This is a genomic window from Nocardia cyriacigeorgica (assembly GCF_029868385.1).
Lineage (GTDB): Bacteria > Actinomycetota > Actinomycetes > Mycobacteriales > Mycobacteriaceae > Nocardia > Nocardia cyriacigeorgica_F.
In genome coordinates, this window is record NZ_JARWNX010000041.1 from 1 (window position 1) to 18,224 (window position 18,224).

At 67.2% G+C, this 18,224-nt stretch carries 19 protein-coding genes; 8 read left to right on the forward strand and 11 right to left on the reverse strand.

Annotated features, from left to right (window positions below; all coding sequences use genetic code 11):
• Positions 1-213 precede the first annotated feature (213 nt).
• Positions 214-870: a DsbA family protein gene (locus tag QH168_RS11295; RefSeq protein ID WP_280234538.1), complete on the reverse strand. Its 657-nt coding sequence runs from the start codon at positions 868-870 to the stop codon at positions 214-216.
• Between the two features lie 163 nt (positions 871-1,033).
• Here QH168_RS11295 and QH168_RS11300 point away from each other — a divergent pair, with 163 nt between their 5' ends.
• The 3 genes from QH168_RS11300 to QH168_RS11310 all read left to right on the forward strand — a co-directional run bounded on the left by QH168_RS11300 (position 1,034) and on the right by QH168_RS11310 (position 3,976).
• Positions 1,034-2,254 (forward strand): NAD(P)/FAD-dependent oxidoreductase, encoded by a 1,221-nt coding sequence (locus tag QH168_RS11300; RefSeq protein ID WP_280234539.1) that lies wholly within the window; start codon positions 1,034-1,036, stop codon positions 2,252-2,254.
• 103 nt (positions 2,255-2,357) lie between these two features.
• A complete protein-coding gene (locus QH168_RS11305) occupies positions 2,358-2,759 on the forward strand; it encodes a YciI family protein (RefSeq protein WP_280234540.1) in 402 nt (133 codons plus the stop codon).
• Positions 2,756-3,976: an RNA polymerase sigma factor gene (locus tag QH168_RS11310; protein ID WP_280234541.1), complete on the forward strand. Its 1,221-nt coding sequence runs from the start codon at positions 2,756-2,758 to the stop codon at positions 3,974-3,976. The genes QH168_RS11305 and QH168_RS11310 overlap by 4 nt, the downstream gene beginning before the upstream one ends.
• A gap of 4 nt (positions 3,977-3,980) precedes the next feature.
• Here the strand turns inward: QH168_RS11310 and QH168_RS11315 are convergent, their stop codons facing one another.
• Complete coding sequence (locus tag QH168_RS11315) at positions 3,981-4,814, reverse strand: phosphoribosylaminoimidazolesuccinocarboxamide synthase (RefSeq protein ID WP_280234542.1); 834 nt, start codon at positions 4,812-4,814, stop codon at positions 3,981-3,983.
• 124 nt (positions 4,815-4,938) lie between these two features.
• Between QH168_RS11315 and pepN the strand changes: the two genes are divergently transcribed.
• From pepN to QH168_RS11330, 3 genes are all read left to right on the forward strand, one after another.
• Entirely contained in the window at positions 4,939-7,521 is a 2,583-nt protein-coding gene (gene pepN / locus QH168_RS11320; RefSeq protein ID WP_280234543.1) for an aminopeptidase N, read from the forward strand.
• 134 nt (positions 7,522-7,655) lie between these two features.
• Positions 7,656-8,258 (forward strand): ClpP family protease, encoded by a 603-nt coding sequence (locus QH168_RS11325; RefSeq protein WP_280234544.1) that lies wholly within the window; start codon positions 7,656-7,658, stop codon positions 8,256-8,258.
• On the forward strand, positions 8,255-8,842 hold the full coding sequence (locus QH168_RS11330; RefSeq protein ID WP_280234545.1) for a ClpP family protease: 588 nt from the start codon (positions 8,255-8,257) through the stop codon (positions 8,840-8,842). The genes QH168_RS11325 and QH168_RS11330 overlap by 4 nt, the downstream gene beginning before the upstream one ends.
• A 168-nt stretch (positions 8,843-9,010) precedes the next feature.
• Here the strand turns inward: QH168_RS11330 and QH168_RS11335 are convergent, their stop codons facing one another.
• From QH168_RS11335 to QH168_RS11350, 4 genes are all read right to left on the reverse strand, one after another.
• A complete protein-coding gene (locus QH168_RS11335; RefSeq protein WP_280234546.1) occupies positions 9,011-9,439 on the reverse strand; it encodes a helix-turn-helix domain-containing protein in 429 nt (142 codons plus the stop codon).
• A 167-nt stretch (positions 9,440-9,606) separates the two neighbouring features.
• Positions 9,607-10,071, reverse strand: coding sequence for a DUF5130 domain-containing protein (locus tag QH168_RS11340; RefSeq protein ID WP_280234547.1), 465 nt, complete (start codon positions 10,069-10,071; stop codon positions 9,607-9,609).
• The gene (gene ctaJ / locus QH168_RS11345) at positions 10,058-10,333 is read right to left on the reverse strand and encodes an aa3-type cytochrome oxidase subunit CtaJ (RefSeq protein WP_280234548.1); all 276 of its coding nucleotides are present in this window, start codon (positions 10,331-10,333) and stop codon (positions 10,058-10,060) included. Before ctaJ ends, QH168_RS11340 begins: the two co-directional genes overlap by 14 nt.
• A gap of 57 nt (positions 10,334-10,390) precedes the next feature.
• Positions 10,391-10,783: a MerR family transcriptional regulator gene (locus QH168_RS11350; protein ID WP_280234549.1), complete on the reverse strand. Its 393-nt coding sequence runs from the start codon at positions 10,781-10,783 to the stop codon at positions 10,391-10,393.
• 54 nt (positions 10,784-10,837) lie between these two features.
• Between QH168_RS11350 and QH168_RS11355 the strand changes: the two genes are divergently transcribed.
• Positions 10,838-11,716 (forward strand): alpha/beta fold hydrolase, encoded by an 879-nt coding sequence (locus QH168_RS11355; protein ID WP_280234550.1) that lies wholly within the window; start codon positions 10,838-10,840, stop codon positions 11,714-11,716.
• Here the strand turns inward: QH168_RS11355 and QH168_RS11360 are convergent.
• Positions 11,633-13,216 carry a glycoside hydrolase family 13 protein gene (locus tag QH168_RS11360; protein ID WP_280234551.1) on the reverse strand — a complete coding sequence of 528 codons (1,584 nt, stop codon included), beginning with the start codon at positions 13,214-13,216 and terminating at the stop codon, positions 11,633-11,635. The two genes, QH168_RS11355 and QH168_RS11360, sit on opposite strands and share 84 nt — an antisense overlap.
• A gap of 19 nt (positions 13,217-13,235) precedes the next feature.
• A complete protein-coding gene (locus tag QH168_RS11365) occupies positions 13,236-13,640 on the reverse strand; it encodes a globin (RefSeq protein WP_280234552.1) in 405 nt (134 codons plus the stop codon).
• A gap of 311 nt (positions 13,641-13,951) precedes the next feature.
• Between QH168_RS11365 and QH168_RS11370 the strand changes: the two genes are divergently transcribed.
• A complete protein-coding gene (locus tag QH168_RS11370; protein WP_432421076.1) occupies positions 13,952-14,557 on the forward strand; it encodes an HNH endonuclease in 606 nt (201 codons plus the stop codon).
• 57 nt (positions 14,558-14,614) lie between these two features.
• On the opposite strand, the gene QH168_RS11375 is transcribed toward QH168_RS11370, so the two are convergent.
• The 3 genes from QH168_RS11375 to QH168_RS11385 all read right to left on the reverse strand — a co-directional run.
• Positions 14,615-15,280, reverse strand: a complete 666-nt coding sequence (locus QH168_RS11375; RefSeq protein ID WP_280234554.1) for a hypothetical protein — start codon at positions 15,278-15,280, stop codon at positions 14,615-14,617.
• A gap of 25 nt (positions 15,281-15,305) precedes the next feature.
• Positions 15,306-15,740, reverse strand: a complete 435-nt coding sequence (locus QH168_RS11380; protein WP_280234556.1) for an acyl-CoA thioesterase — start codon at positions 15,738-15,740, stop codon at positions 15,306-15,308.
• A gap of 35 nt (positions 15,741-15,775) precedes the next feature.
• The coding region (locus QH168_RS11385) for an NAD-glutamate dehydrogenase domain-containing protein (protein ID WP_280234555.1) at positions 15,776-18,224 on the reverse strand (2,449 nt) is incomplete at its 5' end.

Genomic DNA, 18,224 nt, shown 5'->3' on the forward strand with positions numbered 1-18,224 from the left:
TTCTTCGAACTGAAGCGCACCCGCACCGAAGAGCCTGTGTTCAATTAGCTGTGTTTGATTTGCGCCGCCTGCGGCGTCGCGTGTTCGCGGCCCCTTGGTGTCTCGCGTCTCCGCTACCGCTGCGCAAGCCGAAGGCAAGCAGCGGTAGCGGAGACGCGAGACACCAAGGGGCCGCGAACACGCGACGCCGCAGGCGGCGCAAATCAAACACAGCTAATTGAACACAGGCTCTTCGGTGCGGGTGCGCTTCAGTTCGAAGAAGTGGGGGTAGGACGCGAGTGCGACCACACCGTCCCAGACCTTCCCCGCGTCCTCGCCGCGGGGAATCCGCGACAGCACGGGGCCGAAGAAGGCCACGCCGTTGACGTGGATGGTCGGGGTGCCGACGTCCTTGCCGACCTTGTCCATGCCCGCGTGATGGCTTTCGCGCAGTTCCGCGTCGTAGTCGGTGCTGTGCGCGGCTTCGGCGAGCCCGGCGGGTAGGCCGACCTCGGCGAGCGCGTCGGCGATGACGGCCGTGAGGGTCTCGGCGGTGGTGTCGCGTTCGTATTCGGCCCTGCGGTCGTGGATCCGGGAGCCGAGGGCGGTGTAGAGCGGGGCGAGTACCTTGTCGCCGTGTTCACGGGCCGCGGCGATGGCCACCCGTACCGGCCCCCAGCCGCTGGCCATCAGTTCCTGGTACTCCGGCGGCAGGTCGCGGCCTTCGTTCAGCACGGCCAAGCTCATGACGTGGAAGCGGACATCGATATCGCGCACTTTCTCGACCTCGAGGATCCACCGCGAGGTGATCCAACACCAGGGGCACAGCGGGTCGAACCAGAAGTCGGCGACGTCTTTCTGTCGGTGGTCTCCGGTGCTGGTGGTGCTCACGTCGATTCCTCTCGATCGCAGACTCGATACGGCGGCACTGCCGCTGTTGTACCGACCAACCATCCTCGGCCTCGATTCGTTCCCGGATTCGGCGGATCGGCATGGCGCACCGACCTAAGCTGAGGTTCGAGGAGCTCGATTCGCCTGGCGATTAGGAGTCACCATGACCTCTGCGCAACATTTCGTCGTCGTCGGTGGGGGTCTCGCCGGCGCCAAGGTCGCGCAAGCCTTGCGCGACAACGACTTCGACGGCACCGTCACCGTTCTGTGCGATGAGGAGCATCTACCCTACGAGCGGCCGCCCCTGTCGAAGGAGCATCTGGCCGGGAAGAAGCCGTTCGACGACTTCACCGTCGAGGACAAGCCCTGGTACCGCGACCATCGGGTGGATCTGCGGCTCGGCACGGCCGCCACCGCGATCGATCGCGCCGCGAAGACGGTGACGCTGCCGGATGGCTCCACCCTGCCCTACGACAAACTTGCTTTGGCCACCGGCGCCACCCCGCGCCGGATACCTATTCCCGGAGCGGACGCGCCCAATGTGTACACCCTGCGCACCATCGACGACTCGGACACGCTCGTCGAGTTGTTCCGCAGTGCGCGGCGGCTGGCGATCATCGGTGCGGGCTGGATCGGACTCGAGGTCGCCGCGGCCGCACGGGACGCGGGTGTGGAGGTGACGATCGTCGAGGCCGCGGACGCGCCGCTGCTCAACGCGCTCGGGCCCGAGATGGGCGCCGTCTTCGCCGATCTGCATCGCGCCCACGGGGTCGACCTGCGCTTGGGCGTGCAGGTCGCCGAGATCCCCACCCACGACGAGATCGCTCTCGGTGTGCGCCTCGGTGACAGCACCGTCATCGAGGCCGACGCCGTTCTGGTCGCGGTCGGCGCTCGGCCGAATATCGAGCTTGCTGCCGATGCCGGGCTCGCCGTAGACGGCGGGGTGCTGGTGGATGCGGGCCTGGTCACCAGCGATCCCGATATCGTCGCGGTCGGCGATATCGCCGAACAGGGCCATCCGGTGCTCGGCCGCCGGATCCGGGTGGAGCATTGGGCGAACGCATTGAACCAGCCCGCGGTCGCGGCGGCGCGCATGCTCGGCAAGCACGCGGTGTACGACCGGTTGCCCTACTTCTTCACCGATCAGTACGACCTCGGGATGGAGTACACCGGCTATGTCGCGCCCGGCGCGTACGAGCGGGTCGTGGTGCGTGGCGATCTGGCCGCCCGCGAGTTCGTTGCCTTCTGGCTGGACGGGGCGAACCGGGTGCTTGCCGGGATGAATGTCAACGTCTGGGATGTCACCGACCGGATCAAGCAGCTGATCCTCGCGGGTGAACCGGTGGATCCGGACCGGCTGGCCGACACCTCGATTCCACTATGAGGCACACCACAAAATCCGGCGCCGAACTGTGTCGTGCGGGCCGGTCCGGCTCCGACCTGTTCACGAGAGCGTCACCGGACGCACCGAGAACGAGGAGCTCGAGATGAAGTACATGCTGGTCAAGACCTATGGCGCCACTGCCAACTGCACGACTCCGATGAACGAGTGGGCGCCGGAGGACATCCAGGCGCATATCGATTTCCAGCGCGCGCTCGGCGCGAAGCTGGCCGCGGCGGGCGAACTGGTCGATGCGCAGGGGCTGGCCGGTCCGGAGGAAGCGCGGATCGTGAGTTCGGACGGGCGCACCGCACCCGTGATCACCGACGGACCGTTCCCGGAGACCAAGGAGTTCCTGGCCGGGTACTGGATCGTCGATGTGGACAGCCCCGAACGAGCGCTGGAGATCGCCGCCGAGGCATCGGCCGCGCCCGGCCCGGGTGGTGTGCCGATCGGTGAGTACATCGAGGTCCGCGCGGTTATGAGCGCACCCGCGACCGATCGGTGACGACCGCCGACCGCGGAATCGAGGATCTGCTGCGTGAACTCGCGCCGCAGGTCCTCGCCGCGTTGGTGCGCCGGTTCGGCGATTTTCCCACCGCGGAGGACGCGCTACAGGAGGCGTTGCTCGCCGCCGCCACGCAGTGGCCGATGGACGGGTATCCGGACAATCCGCGTGGCTGGCTGATCCAGGTGGCCCAGCGCCGAATGGCCGACGCCGTGCGCGCCGAGGTCGCGCGACGTCACCGCGAGACCACCGTCGCCCTGCGCGAACCCGAACCCACCGACGCGGTCACCGGCCACGACGACTCGCTGATGTTGTTGTTCCTGTGCTGTCATCCCGCGCTACCACCGGCGAGCGCCATCGCACTCACTTTGCGCGCGGTCGGCGGTCTCACCACCGCCGAGATCGCCCGGGCGTTCCTGCTACCGGAGGCGACGATGGCCCAGCGCATCACGCGGGCCAAGAAGCGCCTGGCCGAGCTGGATCGGCCGTTCGCCTCCCCCGGCCACGACGAATGGCGCGAACGGCTCGACGAGGTGCTGCGGGTGCTGTATCTGATCTTCACCGAGGGCTACACCGCCGCCGCCGGCGCACGACTCCGGCGTGCGGACCTGTCCGCCGAGGCGATCCGGTTGACGCGCGAGGTGTATCGGCTGCTGCCCGATGATCCCGAGGTGGGCGGTCTGCTCGCCCTCATGGTGCTGACCGATGCCAGGCGCGATGCCCGCATCGGCCCGCATGGCGAACTGATCCCACTACCGGAGCAGGACCGCGGCCGGTGGGACCGTGCGTCGATCATCGAGGGCGTCCGGCTCACGACGGCCACCCTGGATCACGGCTTGATCGGCCCGTATCAGATCCAGGCCGCGATAGCGGTGTTGCACGCGCAGGCCGCGTCGACCGAGGACACCGACTGGGAGCGCGTCCTGTCGCTCTATCTGCTGCTCGAGCGCAGCGCACCCAATCCCATGGTGACGTTGAACCGGGCGGTGGCCACCGCCATGGTGCACGGCCCGGCGGCCGGGCTGGCGCTCACCGATTCGGTCGCCGCGGCGCTGGCCGGTAGTCACCGGCTCGACGCGGTGCGCGGCCATCTGCACGAGATGGCGGGCGATACCGAGGCCGCCATCTCGTGCTACGCGGCGGCTGCCCGGCGCACCACGAACACGGCCGAACAGCGCTATCTGACGATCCGCGCCGCCAACCTGCGCCACCGATGAGGTGTCAGCCCGCCGCGTTCCAGCGCTGGCCGGTGATGAGTTCGTAGGCCTCCATGTATTTCTGCCGGGTGGCGGTGACGATGTCGGCGGGGATCTCCGGACCGGGCGGCTCCTTGTCCCATCCGGTCGAGGTGGACCAGTCGCGGACGAACTGCTTGTCGAAGGAACGCTGCGGACGGCCGGGTTCCCATTCGTCGGCGGGCCAGAAGCGCGAGGAGTCGGAGGTGAGCACCTCATCGCCCAGGGTGAGGGTCTGGCCGTCCCAGCCGAACTCGAGCTTGGTATCGGCCACGATCACGCCACGTTCGGCGGCGTGCGCGGCGCCGCGGGAGTAGATGCCGAGGGTGAGTTCGCGCAGCCGCTCGGCGACCTCACGACCCTCCTGATCGACCACATCGGCGAAGCTGATCGCCTCGTCGTGGCCTTCGGCCGCTTTGGTGGAGGGGGTGAAGATCGGCTCGGGCAGCCGGTCACCGTCTCGCAGGCCAGGCGGCAGTGCGATACCGGAGACGGTTCCGCTGCGCTGGTATTCCTTCAGCCCCGATCCGGTGAGGTAGCCGCGGGCGATGCATTCGACCTGGACCATCCGCAGCGGTTTCACCCGAATCGCGCGGCCGCCGAACTCGGCGGGCACATCGGTGGTCGAGAGCACATGGTTGGGCACATCGGCGAAGAACTGGAACCACCAGTTCGACAGCTGGGTCAGCAGTGCACCTTTGTCCGGGATCGGCGTGGGAAGCACGACGTCGTAGACCGACACCCGGTCGGAGGCGACGAGCAGCAGAGTGTCGCCGTCCTCGTACAGGTCGCGCACCTTTCCGGCGTGCACATGCTTCACGTCGCAGCTCCGATCGTGGTCGATAGTTCTCGGTGCGGAATTTACTTCCGCGCGGGCAACCTTACCGACGTGGCATTGTGGGAAACGCCGTGCCCGTTTCAGTTCTTCGACCAGAAGGAGTCCGATGTCCGCACCGAACCTCACCCGTGAACAGGCGATCGAGCGCGCCGCGACCGTCTCGGTCGACAACTACCGCATCGAGCTCGATCTGACCGACGGGTCGGGCAACCCGGGCGAGCAGACGTTCTTCTCGCGCAGCACGGTCGGCTTCACCGCGACGCCGGGCGCCACCACCTTCATCGATATCGTCGCGCGCGGCATCCGGTCGGCGGTGCTGAACGGGACCGCGCTCGACGTCTCCGGCTACGACGAGTCCACCGGCCTCACGCTGCCCGACCTCGCGGCCACCAACGAACTCGTCGTCGAGGCCGATTGCGAGTACTCGCATACCGGCGAGGGCCTGCACCGGTTCGTCGATCCGGCCGACGACGCGGTGTATCTGTATTCGCAGTTCGAAACCGCCGATGCCAAGCGCATGTTCGCCTGCTTCGATCAGCCCGACCTCAAGGCGACGTTCACCGTCAGCGTGACGGCCCCGACCGGCTGGAAGGTGATCTCCAACGGCGCGCCGGTGGACACCATTGCCGCCGACCCGGCCCATCACCTGTTCCGCACCACCCCGAAGATGAGCACCTATCTGGTCGCGCTCATCGCTGGCCCGTACGCGCAGTGGACCGATGTCTACACCGACGAGCACGGCAGCATCCCGCTCGGCATCTACTGCCGCGCTTCGCTGGCCGATCATATGGACGCCGAGCGGTTGTTCACCGAGACCAAACAGGGTTTCGGCTTCTATCACCGCAACTTCGGTGTGCCGTACGCGTTCGGTAAGTACGACCAGCTGTTCGTGCCGGAGTTCAATGCGGGTGCGATGGAGAACGCCGGTGCGGTGACGTTCCTGGAGGACTACGTCTTCCGGTCCAAGGTCACCCGCGCCTCCTATGAGCGTCGCGCCGAGACCGTACTGCACGAGATGGCGCATATGTGGTTCGGCGATCTGGTCACCATGAAGTGGTGGGACGACCTGTGGCTGAACGAATCGTTCGCCACCTTCGCCTCGGTGCTGTGCCAGGCCGAGGCCACCGAATACACCAGTGCGTGGACCACTTTCGCGAATGTGGAGAAGTCCTGGGCCTACCGTCAGGATCAGCTGCCCTCCACCCATCCCATCGCCGCCGATATCCCGGATCTGGCCGCGGTGGAGGTCAACTTCGACGGCATCACCTACGCCAAGGGCGCCAGTGTGCTCAAGCAGCTCGTCGCCTATGTGGGGTTGGAGCCGTTCCTGGCCGGGCTGCGGGCCTACTTCGCCGACCATGCCTACGGCAATGCCACCTTCGATGATCTGCTTGCGGCGCTGGAGAAGTCGTCGGGTCGCGATCTGTCGACCTGGGGCGCGCAGTGGCTCAAGACCACCGGTTTGAACATCTTGCGCCCGGACTTCGAGGTCGACGCCGACGGTAAGTTCAGCTCCTTCACCGTGGTGCAGGAGGGCGCCGCGCCCGGCGCCGGTGAACAGCGCGTGCACCGACTGGCGATCGGCGTCTACGACGATGACGCCGAGGGCAAACTGGTCCGCACCCACCGCGTGGAACTGGATCTCGACGCCGCCGAGCGCACCGACGTGCCGGAGCTGGTCGGTGTTCCCCGCGGCAAGTTCGTGCTGGTCAACGATGACGATCTGACCTACTGCTCGATCCGCCTCGACCCCGATTCCCTCGATGTGTTGATCAACCGCATCGCCGATATCGCCGAACCGCTGCCGCGCACGCTGGCCTGGTCGGCGGCCTGGGAGATGACCCGCCAGGCCGAGCTGCGGGCCCGCGATTTCGTGGCGCTGGTGCAGCGCGGGGTCGGCGCGGAATCGGAGATCGGCGTGGTGCAGCGGCTGCTCATGCAGGCCACCATCACGCTCGGCAGCTATGCCGATCCGGCGTGGGCCGAGGAGACCGGCTGGCCCGATTTCGCCAACCGTCTGCTGGAGCTGGCCCGTGCGGCGCAGCCGGGTTCGGATCATCAGCTGGCCTTCGTCAACGCGCTGACCGGTGCGAAGCTGTCGGCCTGGCATACCGAGGTGCTGCGTGAGCTGCTCGACGGTGATCCGGCGGCGGTCGGCCTTGCCGGGCTGGTGGTCGATACGGATCTGCGCTGGCGGATCGTCACGGCGCTGGCGGCGGCGGGCGAGATCGACGCCGACGGCCTGGACACCCCGGCCATCGATGCGGAGCTGGCCAACGATCAGACCGCCGCGGGTAAGCGTCAGGCGGCCGCGGCGGCGACGGCGCGACCGATCGCCGAGGTGAAGGAGCAGGCGTGGGCCACCGTGATGGGTGACGATTCGGTGCCCAACATCACCGCGCGCTCCATCGTCAACGGTTTCGCGCCCGCCGGTCAGGCCGAGCTGCTGACATCCTTCGTCGAACGCTATTTCGCCGAGATCCCCGAGGTGTGGGAGCGCCGTTCCAGCGAGGTCGCGCAGACCGTCGTCATCGGGCTCTACCCGTCCTGGGAGATCAGCGAGGCCGCGGTGGCCAGCGCCGACAAGTTCCTGGCCGACGAGCGCCCGCCTGCCCTGGCCCGGCTGGTGAGCGAGGGTAAGGCGGGCATCGAGCGCTCGCTGCGCGCCCGCGCCTTCGACGCGAAGTAGCAGCCACACGTCACAGGCCCGGATCCCCGTGGATCCGGGCCTGTTTCGCGTCTACCCGGTCTCGCTGCCGTGAGCAGATCTGCCGAGGGCAGCGTGGCGAGATTTCTCGTACCGGTGCGGGGCACGGTGGAGGCATGGCACACGACGACAAGGCCCCGCTGTTCAGCTGGCGGGCACGCGAACAACTCTTCGGCAGGCGCATTCTCGTCCTCGACGGTGGACTCGACGACGACAACGGCACGCTGCTGATGACCCAGATGCTCACCCTCGCCGCGGAAGATCCCGATGCGGGGATCTCGCTGTGGATTCACTCCCCCGGCGGTTCGGTGCCCGCGATGCTCGCCATTCGCGATGTCATGCGGCTGGTGCCCTGCGAGATCTCCACGCTCGCGCTCGGACTGGCGTGCAGTGCCGGGCAGTTCCTGCTCTCGGCCGGGGATCGGGGGCGACGTTTCGCGCTCCCGCACGCCCGCATCCTGATGCATCAGGGTTCGGCGGGTATCGGTGGCAGTGCGGTGGAGGTCGAGGTGCAGGCCGACGATCTGCGCTACACGGTGGAAACGGTCCTCGGGCTCATCGCCTCCGACACCGGGCAACCGTACGCGCGGATCTACGAGGATTCGCTGCACGACCGCTGGTTCACCGCGGCACAGGCCGCGGAGTACGGCTTCATCGACCACATCGTCGAATCGTTCGGCCAGGTGGTGCCGCAACGCCAGAAGATCGGGATCTCATGACCTCCTACACCATTCCCAATGTCATCGCCCGGCAGCCGGGCGGCGAGCGGATCATGGACGTCTACTCGCATCTGCTGGCCGAGCGGATCGTCTATCTGGGCACACCGATCGATTCGGGTGTGGCCAACGCGCTCATCGCGCAGCTGTTGCATCTGGAGTCGGAGAACCCGGAGCAGGAGATCAATCTCTACATCAACTGTGAAGGCGGTGAGCTGCCCGCGATGCTCGCGGTGTACGACACCATGCGGTTCATCAAGGCGCCGGTTGCGACCACCTGTGTGGGTCAGGCCATCGCCGTCGGCGCGGTGCTGCTGGCGGCGGGTGCACCCGGCAGGCGCTCGATGCTGCCGCATGCGCGGGTGGTGTTGCATCAACCCGCTGGTCGCGGTCAGGGCGCGATCCCGGATCTGATCCTGCAAGCCGACGAGCTGGTGCGGATGCGCGCCGCGATCGAATCCATCCTGTCCGAGCACACCGGAACGCCCACCGAGACATTGCGTCGCGATACCGACCGCGATCGAGTGTTCACCGCGGCGGCGGCCGTGGACTACGGCCTCGTCGATCAGGTGCTGCACGCACGGTGACGATTTCGGGCGCGGCAGGTAGCGCCCAGGCTGCACGCGCGCAGCCGTCGCTCCCGTTGAGACCACCGGAGTCGCGGCATATTGCGTCGAGTCCCTCCGGCGGCCGTGCGCGGATCTGTCCGGGCGCGCCGTACTCGAGCCCGGTCGGGTAGACACCGCGGGAATCGGTCAGGCAGCCAGCATGACAATCCGCGGGATCGGCGAGGCCGTCGACGACGTTGGGCGCGTGGCTACCGACTCGGTCGAGGGCCCGCCCGCGCGACCGTCGGCCGGGCGCAGACGGATGACGCGACGGCGTAGGGATTCCGCGACGTCGCCGGTCAACTCGCCAAGCGAGGTGCCGAGCGCACCGGCCAGTGCGGCGATCATCTCGCTGGAGGGTTCCTTACGTCCACGTTCCACCTCGGACAGGTATTGCGGCGATACGCCCGCGCGGCCTGCCGTTTCGGCGAGCGTCTCCCGCTGCTCCTGACGCAGGGCACGCAACCGGGAGCCGAGCACCTCACGCCACAGCGGTTCCGCGTCCGGCCGGGACTCGCGCACGGGACGCTGCTCGCGTCCACCCGGAACGGAATGCAGCCTCGGATGCTCGCTCATAGCCGGAGCGTACCGCCACCTCGACGCCGGACCGGCGAGTTCCGCTCTGGGCGGACACGTTCGGCTCGAATCCGGCTGTGCAGACACCACACCCCTCTGTCGCACGGGCACCGGATGCGGGATCCTCGCGCATCACCCGACGAACAGAGGGGTACTGGTGGTTCGAATCAGCGGCCGATGGCGGCCGACATCACCCGAACGGCCGAGACCAGACCGTCGATGAGCTGGCCCTGACGCATCGAACTCAGCGCGGCGGTGACACCGAGCTGGCAGACGCGGTCGTTGGCGCGATCGGCGACGTCCTTGCCCGAACGTACCTCGACGGCGCGGTCGTTGGGCGAGACGGCGATGAGCACCGACCGGGCGGCCTCCGGGGTCACCGGGAAGATCGCGTCGACACCGGCGGACGGGTCGGCGCCGAGATCACCGATGTAGACGTTGAACCGCACCTTGGTGGCGCGGGTGGCCTCGGTGAGCACGTTGTCCATGAGCAGCCGCTCGTCATTGTCGAACGGGGCTTCCTTGAAGACGTCGCCCGCCTCGTGCACACCGGATACCCGCCCACTGGTCATCAGGGCGTATCCGTGCGGTAGATCGGCTTCGACCACCGCGGGCCACTTAGAACCTGCCACTTGCCCTGCCTCCGATCAGCTCCGCGTCCGCGGTTTCGATAGCCGCATGCTCGCCATGCGATTCAGCAATGTGGTGCCCGTACACGGTCACCTCGTCGGTCGCACTCCACAGCACCGGCTCGGAGGTCCACTTCTTGCTCAGGTCGTAGTGGACCGGCTTTTCGCCGGGCAGCGGCTTACCGAGAAACGACAATCCGGCGATCACGCCGTAGATCACCAGCGGGATGCCGACGAAGATCAGCACTGTCTCGAGAATGCTCACGACTCAACGGTAGACGATGCTCTGTAGTAGTTCATCGATCGGTAAGCCGTTTACCGGTCAACCGGGTGATTCGGCAAGGTCGGTGGCATCGGGTCCGGCCGCTGCGCGGGTTTCGCGCAGATAGCAGCTCAGCTCGTCGCGGGCATCGTTGAGCTGCGCGATTCGGGTGTCGAGCTGGGCAAGGCGCTGGGTCAGCGCTGCGAACATGTCCGGGTGTGGTTCCAGCACCGGCTCGGGCCCGTGCGCACAGGGCAGGATCTCCCGGATCGCCTCGGTGGTCAATCCGGCGCCGAGTAGGGCCCGGATCTGCACGACCACCGCGGCTACGCCGGGACCGTACTCCCGATATCCATTCGCCGACCGCTCCGCGACGATGAGTTCACGCGCCTCGTAGTACCGCAGCAGCCGGGGGCTCACCCCGGTGCGCCGGGACAGCTCGCCGATCCGCACGGCCATCCTCCGCCCTTGACATTGACACTGATGTCAGACTCTACCGTCCGAGAGATGACCCTCAATCCTGCATATTCTCTTCGGGAACCATTGTCGGCCAGAGTCTGCGGCGCAGGTCCTGGCGTTCTGCTCGCCCACGGAGCAGGCAGTGATATCGCCGACAGCTTCGGCCCGGTCACCGAACTGCTGGCGCGACGTTTCACCGTGGTCGCGCCCGACTATCCCGGCTCGGGTGCGACGCCCGAGCAGCCGGTGCCGCTGGATCCGGACGCACTAACCGATCAGCTGGTGGATGCCGCCGACCGGGCCGGGCAGCGCACTTTCGCCGTCGTCGGCTTCTCCACCGGTTCACCCGTCGCGGTGCGGCTGGCCGTCCGACATCCGGATCGGGTCAGTGCGCTCGTACTCAGCGCCGGGCTCGCGTACGCCAATCCGAGGCTACGACTGGTCGTCGACACCTGGCGGACGCTGCTGCGCTCCGGCGACCACCGGTCGCTTGCGGCGTACCTGGTGCTGCTCGGCTGGAGCGCACGGTGGCTGGATCAGCGGTCGGCACCGTCGATCGCCGAACTCACCGCCGCTATCCCACCCGCACTGCCGCCCGGTACCGACGCTCAGTTGGATCTGCTGAGCAGGATCGACGTACGCGCCGACCTGGCCGCGCTCCGCGTACCGACCCTGGTCATCGGTGCGACGCAGGACCAGGTGGTCTCACCCGCACACGCCGACGAACTGGTGGCCGGGATCCCGGGCGCTCGCCTGCTGCTACTCGATTCCGGTCATGCGCTGGCCGCCGAGGTGCCCGATGACTGGGCGGCGGCGATCGGCGAGTTCGTGCTCGGCGTGAGTTCAGACCAGCCAGGCGGCAGCGTCGGGCGCGAGCCGTCCGTCCACGAGGGGCGCGCTGACCAGGATCATCTCCCCGGAAGGTAGGTCGATCGCGGCGGGCGAGCCGTTCAGCACGCACACCAGTCCGCCGGGTCGCCGGAACATCAGGACACCCGGCGGGGTGGGAAGCCATTCCAGTCCGGCACCATCGAACTCCGGGCGCTTGTGCCGCAGTTCGATGGCGTCGCGGTACAGCTCGATGGTGGATCCACTGCGGTCGAGCTGCGCCGCCACCGTCAGCTGCGCCCAGTCGGCCGGGATCGGCAGCCATGATTCGGGGCCGTCGGTGAAGTCGAACGGCGGTGCGTCGCCACGCCACGGGATCGGTACGCGGCAGCCGTCACGTCCGCGCTCGGTATGGCCGCTGCGTTCCCAGACCGGGTCCTGGAGCGCCTCGTCGGGCAGATCATCCACGTTGGGCAGCCCGAGTTCGGCGCCGTTGTAGATGAACACCGCACCCGGCAGCGCCAGCTCGACCAGCGCCATGGCCCGTGCCCGTGCGGTGCCGAGCACACCGCCGCCGTAGCGGGTGACCTCACGTTCGATGTCGTGGTTGGACAGCGTCCAGGTGGGCGTCGCACCCACCGGGGTGACGGCGATCAGCGAATTGTCGATCGCCGCGCGCACCGCTGCCACGTCGAAGGCCGCCTCGGCGAGCCGGAAGTTGAAGGCCAGGTGCAGCTCGTCGGGGCGGACGTACTCACCGAAGCGGGTGTTGTCGTCGACCCACACCTCACCGATGGACACCGCGTGCGGATACTCGTCCAGCACCGCGCGGATCCGGCGATGGATCGCGTGCACACCGGGATTGTTGAACCGTGGATCGTTGTCGTCGTGAATCAGCATTCGCGTATCGACGTGCGCCATATCCGACAGATCCTGCGGTTTGGCCATGCCATGGGCGACGTCGATGCGGAACCCATCGACACCACGGTTCAGCCAGAACCTCAGGGTCTGCTCGAAGTCGGCGGCGACCTCCGGGTTGTCCCAGTTCAGATCCGGTTGTTCGGTGGCGAACAGGTGTAGATACCACTGTCCGGGGCGACCGTCACGCTCGGTGACCCTGGTCCAGGCCGGACCACCGAAGACGCTCGGCCAGTTGTTGGGCGGCTGCGCACCGTCCGGACCGCGGCCGTCGCGGAAGATGTAGCGGGCCCGCTCGGGACTGCCAGGGGCGGCGGCGAGCGCGGCGCGGAACCAGGGGTGGGCGTCGCTTGTGTGGTTGGGCACCAGATCCATCGTGATCTTGATATCGCGGGCGTGCGCGGCCTCGACCAGGGCGTCGAAGGCGGGCACAGCACCGAAAACGGGGTCGATATCGCGTGGATCCGAGACGTCGTAGCCGCCGTCGGCCATCGGTGAGCGCATGACCGGACAGATCCACAACGCGTCCACGCCGAGGCGCTCCAGATAGTCCAGCCGCGCCTGCACTCCGCCCAGATCGCCGATGCCGTCACCGTCGGAATCGGCGAAGGAACGCGGATACACCTGGTAGAAGACCGCGGTCTGCCACCAGGGCACCGGGACGGGACCCGCCGATGCCATCACCGCTCCCCCGCTCCGCTCACCAGGCCGCGTTCATCAACGAGTTGGCGGCCATCTCCAGATAGTCGAGCAGGGCTTTGCGATGTTCGTCGTCGAGCACCTCCGGCTCGATCTCGGCCACCCCGATCCGCATACAGCGCAACCAGGCGTCCCGTTCGACCGGACCGATCTCGAACGGCATATGCCGCATCCGCAGCCGCGGATGCCCCCGCTCATCGCTGTAGGTGCGTGGACCGCCCCAGTACTGCTCGAGGAACATCCGCAGCCGCCGCTCGGCGGGGCCCAGATCCTCCTCGGGGTACATCGGGCGCAGCACCTCGTCGGCGGCCACCTCGCGGTAGAACACCGCGATGATCCGACGGAAGGTGTCCTCGCCGCCGACCGCCTCATAGAACGACGTCGCTGTCTGCTCGCCCGAAGTCATAGACCCTCTCGATTCGCTGGATGCGCCGGTTCCATTGTGCCCGCGTACCGGCCTGCTCGCCTACATCGCGACCCGATGGCTCTTCAGCCACAGTTAACCCGACATTGTGTTAAATCACCGTGCACCGACCCGCATTCCGTGGTCAACTTGGTGGCAGTCTCGGCCGAGATACCACATGATCTTGCATTGATGAAATTGGGGTCGACATGAAGCAGCGGCACGGCGCCCGATCACAGGAGGCGAGGGCGCACCGACAACTCCAGCCCGCCGACGTCCACAACCGTGGGTCGGGGGCTACTCCGCTGCATTTGTTGACCGACCATCATCCGGGCGCACACCGCGCAGGCGACGCACATCGCCCAGACACCACCCCCACGCCGCTCCCGCTCCCCACCAACAACTGGCTCAAACGCCGCGTCCTACTGCTCAACGCCACCTACGAGCCGCTGACCGCGCTGTCCGCGCGTCGCGCCGTGGTGCTGCTCATCTGCGATAAGGCCGACACCGTGCACCACGACCCGGAAGGCCCGGTCCTGCATTCGGCCGGATCCTCGCTCACGGTCCCGTCGGTGATCCGCCTGCGCACCTACGTCCGCGTCCCCTACCGGGCCAGGGTTCCGATGACCCGCGCCGCGCTCATGCAGCGCGACCGCTACCGCTGCGGCTATTGCGGCGGTAAGGCCGAAACCATCGATCACGTCGTCCCCCGCAGCCGCGGCGGTGAACACAGCTGGGAGAACTGTGTGGCCAGCTGCGCACCCTGTAATCACCGCAAGGCCGACAAACTGCTCAGCGAACTGGGCTGGACCCTGCGCGCACCCCTGGTATCACCGAAGGGCCCGCACTGGCGGCTGCTGTCGACGGTTACCGAACTGGATCCGGTGTGGTTGCAGTACCTGGGCGAGGGAGCTGCGTGAGTCGGCCATTCCCCGCCTCACCTCTCCGCAACCCGTTGATGCGAATCCGGCCTGCGTTCAGCGCGGAGTAAGCGGCAGGCCGCCGCCGAGACGGCGGGCGACCGAACCGTAGCGGGCGTCCAGCCGCAGCCAGGTTCTGCTGGCGCGGACCCGCACGATCTCGGCGGACGGGATGCGACGCGAGTCGGCGCGCTCACCCGAGTGCGGGATGAAATCCATTGCGGTCAGGGCGAATACGACACGCATCGGCACCTGCACCTGCACCGAGTCGCCGGAGACGGTCAGCACCGGCTGATCCAGCAGTGAGGCGGGTGGGCCGTGCCCGGAACCGTGCTCCTTGGCCAGATCGGCTCCCTGCTCGGCGAGCTCGACCAGGGTGCGGGCGGGCACGTCATCGATATGGGTGAATCCGGTATCCGGCGGCAGCGCACCACGCCACGCCGAATCCATGGAGTAGCCGAGATCGATCGGACTGCCGGAGGCGAGCCCCGCCAACACCAGATCGGCACCGACGGTGACGTCATCGACGCCGAGTTCGGCGACCACGGTGCGGGCAGCCAGCGTCTCGAACCCCGTCGCCACCCACGCCGACACCCACCGCTCACCGCGGCGACGCAGGCGCACCACCACGGCGGGGTCCAGTCGGAGGGCCCGGCCGAGGAAGGTGGCGAGATTCTCGCGCTCGGCCGGGTCGACGACATACAGCACCCGTTGTTCGGACATCACGGATCGAGAATCCTCGCGCCGGTCACTCACCCATCCACTGCGACAGGTAGTCGCGTTCGGCGGCGGTCAGCCTGCGCAGGCGCTGGGTGTCCATATCGAAGGCGGCGAGCTGGGTGGAGGCGATCACCGCGGGCGGTGAATCCGGTGTCGCACCCGCGGGCCGCACCTCATAAGCGACGGTGAAGTCGACCGCGCGCAGTTGTTCGATCCACATCGCGATATCGAGCGGTGTGTCCTCGTGGCGGAGCTGGCCGCGGTAGCGGACGTGCAGGTCGGCCAGGACACAGCCCTGGCGCAGCGCAGCCGTCGGACGGTCGTCCTCGAACAGCCACGGGATACGCGCCTCCTCCAGCAGCGTCACCATCCGCGCGTGATTGACGTGCTGGAACGCGTCCATATCCGACCAGCGGATATCGACCTTGGCATGGAATCGCTTGGGCAGGGCGACCGCGTCCATCGCTTTCGGGTTGCCGTTCAGCGATCCGACACTTGTCACCGTGATACCTCCGACTGGGTGCCCGCCCCACTCACCATGCTGCGCACCTGCCGCGCGGCGACCGACAGCGTGGCCAGATCGTGGGTTCCGGACTCGAACAACTCCGACAGCGCGGCTCGGGCACGCCCGAGCCGGGACTGATTCTTCGACTCCCAGTATGCAATCTTCTCGTCCGCCGTCTCTTCCGGGTCGCCGCCGGAGAGCACATCGAGGGTGAGCGAACGCAACGAGCTGTACATATCATCGCGCAGTGCGAGCCGGGCAAGGGCATGCCAGCGGTCGCCGCGTTCGAGATGGCTGACCGCCTCGAGCAGCCAATCGATCTTCAGATGCTCGTTGAGCGCGTAGTACAGTGCGCCCACCTCGTCGCCGGAGCGGTCGGTGATATCAGCGATATCGATGACGTCGAGCAACGGGAACAGATTCAGCAGCCCGAAGACCTCGGTCGACAGATCGGTCGGCGCACCGCGGGCGATGAGTTCGGCGGACTGATCGGTCAGCGTCGCCACATGATGCCCACGCAACCAGCCGGGTACCTTCGGCGCGAGTACGCGGACCCCGCGGCTGTATCGGTTCACCTCGGCGCCGACCGCGATCGGCTGCGGGCGATTGGTCAGCAGCCACCGCGACGCACGGTCCAGCGTGCGTTTGGTTTCCAGTTCCAGTTCGTCGCGGATGGCTATCGAGGTGTCGGCGGCGCGGATCCTGGCCCAGATGTCGTGCAGCCCGAAGATCTCGGCGACAGCGGTGAACGCGCGCACCGAATCGCTGGCGGTGGCGCCGACCTCTTCGTTCAGCCGGTGCGCGTACGTGATACCGCCGTAGTCGACCACTTCGTTCACGATCATGGTGGTGAGGATTTCCCGGCGCAGCCGATGCTTCTTGATAGCGGCGCCGAAGCGCCCGCGCAGCGGTGTCGGGAAGTAGTCGGGCAGCCGGGTGGCGAAGTAGGCCATATCCGGCAGATCCGAGTCGAGCAGATCACCCTTCAGCGCCAGCTTCACATGGGCCAGCAGGTTGGCCAGCTCCGGTGAGGCAAGCCCTGTGCCTTCCTCGTGCCTGCGCTTCATCTCCTGGTCCGATGGCAGCGCTTCGAGTTCCCGGTCGAGACCGCGACGCTCCTCCAGGCCCGCGATCACCCTGCGGTGCACGTTGAGCATGCGCGGTGCGTCCGACCGTGAGATGCCCATCAGGAAGTTCTGGGAGACGTTGTCGCGCAACACCATATCGGTGACCTCGTCGGTCATCGAGGCGAGCAGCGGGTTGCGTTCGGATTCGGGCAGCAGGCCGCCACTCACCACGCCGTCGAGCAGGACCTTGATATTGACCTCGTGGTCGGAGCAGTCCACACCCGCGGAGTTGTCGAGGGCGTCGGTGTTCATCTTGCCGCCGTTGCGGCAGAACTCGATGCGGCCGAGTGCGGTGGCGCCGAGGTTGCCGCCTTCGCCGATCACGTTGACTCGCAGCTGGTTTCCGTCGACGCGTACCGGGTCGTTGGATTTGTCGCCGACGTCGGCGTTGGATTCGGTACTTGCCTTGATGTAGGTGCCGATACCACCGTTCCAGAGCAGTTGGGCCGGGGCGAGCAGGATGGCGCGGACCAGGTCCGGCGGCGACAATGCGGTCACCTCGTCGCCGAGCCCGAGCGCCAGGCGCGCCTGCGGGCTGATCGGTACCGACTTCACGGTGCGATCCCAGACGCCGCCGCCCTCGCTGATCAGCGATTTGTCGTAATCAGCCCACGACGAACGCGGCAACTCGAACATCCGCCGACGCTCCCCGAACGACGACGCCGCATCAGGATTCGGATCCAAGAAGATATGCCGATGATCGAACGCCGCCACCAGCCGAATGTGCTCCGACAACAACATGCCGTTACCGAACACATCACCACTCATATCACCCACACCGACCACCGTGAAATCCTCGGCCTGGGTGTCGATTCCCATCTCCTGGAAGTGCCGCTTCACACTCTCCCACGCGCCCTTGGCCGTAATGCCCATGGCCTTGTGGTCATAGCCCGCCGAGCCACCCGAAGCGAACGCGTCACCGAGCCAGAAGCCGTAACTCTTGGCCACATCGTTGGCCACGTCGGAGAACTTGGCCGTTCCCTTGTCCGCGGCGACGACGAGATACGTATCGTCACCGTCTCGGCGCACGACCCGGTCCGGCGGCAGCACCGCACCGGTCGCCAAGTCGACGTTATCGGTGACATCCAGCAGACCGGAGATGAAAGTCCGATAGCAGGCAACACCTTCGGCGCCCAGCGCCTGACGATCCGCGGCGGGATCATCGGTGGCCGCAGGTGGCTGCTTCACCACGAAACCACCCTTGGCGCCCACCGGAACGATCACCGCATTCTTCACCGCCTGAGCCTTCACCAAACCCAGAATCTCGGTACGGAAATCCTCCAACCGATCCGACCACCGCAAACCACCACGCGCC